The sequence below is a fragment of the Pontibacter sp. HJ8 genome (genome assembly GCF_054824225.1).
In genome coordinates this window covers 1-1,630 of the sequence record NZ_JSYF01000465.1, presented here as the reverse complement: position 1 = coordinate 1,630, position 1,630 = coordinate 1, and the positions used below count along the sequence as shown (strand labels likewise).

The window sequence follows — 1,630 nt, the reverse complement described above, 5'->3', positions numbered from 1 at the left end:
AGATATATTTCGGCTTTTGTGGCACTTCTGCTGAGCATGCCTGCGTTTGCGCAGGTGCCGGCACCGGCTGCGAAGCAAAGCAAGCCTGTATTGCTGACAGGCGCTACCCTGCACATTGGCAACGGCACCGTGGTCGAAAACGCCGCCGTAGGTTTTGACAAAGGCAAGATTACGTATGCAGGTCCCCTGAACAGCGCCAACAAAAATGGCTATGAGGTGATCGATGTAGCCGGACAGCACATCTACCCGGGCCTGATCCAGCCGAACACACAGCTGGGCCTGAACGAGATCGAAAGTGTGCGCGCCACACTCGATATGCGTGAAGTAGGCCAGTTGAACCCGAACGTGCGCGCTGTGGTCGCCTACAACACGGATTCGGATATCATCCCGACCATCCGCGCCAACGGTGTGCTGCTGACGCAGGTAACGCCTGTAGGCGGAACGGTATCCGGTTCTTCTTCTATTGTGCACCTGGATGCCTGGAACTGGGAGGACGCTATTTTGAAGGCTGATGAAGGCATACACCTGAACTGGCCAAACATGCTCATCCAGACAGGCGGTACACCAGACCCAAGACTAGCCAACTTCAAACAGCAGCGGGAGCAGGCCCTGATAGACCTGTCGCAGCTTCTGCAGGATGCGGCGGTTTATAAGTCAGCCAAAAATGAGAAAGAGAACCTGAAGCTGTCTTCAATGGCGGGCTTGTTTGACGGCTCCAAGAAGCTCTACATTCATGCCAATTATGGCAAGGAGATCATCGAGAGCGTGAACTTCGTGAAGCAGCATGGCATAAAGGACATCGTGATCGTGGGCGCAACGGATGCCGTCGCGGTAGCTGATTTCCTGAAAGCGAACAACATCGCTGTGATCTACTCGGGTGTGCACGCACTTCCTTCCCGCTCGGATGAGGATGTAGACATGCCCTACAAGGCGCCCCACCTGTTGCACAAAGCCGGTATCACGTTCGCCCTGGACTATGACCTGAGCACACACGGTATCCGTAACCTGCCCTTCATTGCCGGTACTGCCGTAGCACACGGTCTGGATAAGGAGCAAGCGCTGGCTGCCATCACGCTGAATACTGCTAAAATTCTGGGTATAGACAAGCAGGTTGGTTCTGTGGAAGTAGGCAAAGATGCGACCATTGTAGTTTCTTCAGGCGACCTCCTCGACATGCGCACCAACAACGTAACGCACGCTTTCATACAGGGACGCAAGGTAGACCTGAACAACAAGCAGAAGTACTTGTATGACAAGTTCCAGAACAAGTATAACGCAGAGAACCCCAAAGTGGAAGGCCCGAAAGCCTCGAACTAAGATTTTTACTTACTCACCTTAGACTAAAAAGCGTTGCCCGAATGGGCAGCGCTTTTTTTTTATCGCTATGTTATTCCTCTAGCTACTGTCATTTCGAACACCAGTAAGTAATTCGGTACATAGCTTTAGCTGGGACTTTCGCTTGAGGGTAACAAGCTTTTTATTCTTTGTAACCACCTTTCCGAAGCCTCTATACCTACCGTTTCATAGCTTCTTTTGGAGCGCTCTAAGCCGCGAGGCATCATCCTTTGGCCTCGCGCTGTGTATCTTTCCTTTGCTCCTGCGTCGCAATGCCTGCGGCACCGGAAACCTA

Annotated in this window: 1 protein-coding gene; it reads left to right on the top strand. The window is 52.4% G+C overall.

Annotated elements, in window-relative coordinates; genetic code table 11:
- Positions 1-1,317, top strand: a 1,317-nt coding sequence (locus OB13_RS17860) for an amidohydrolase family protein (protein ID WP_461491545.1), incomplete at its 5' end; no start/stop codon positions are given.
- Between the last annotated feature and the right edge of the window lie 313 nt (positions 1,318-1,630).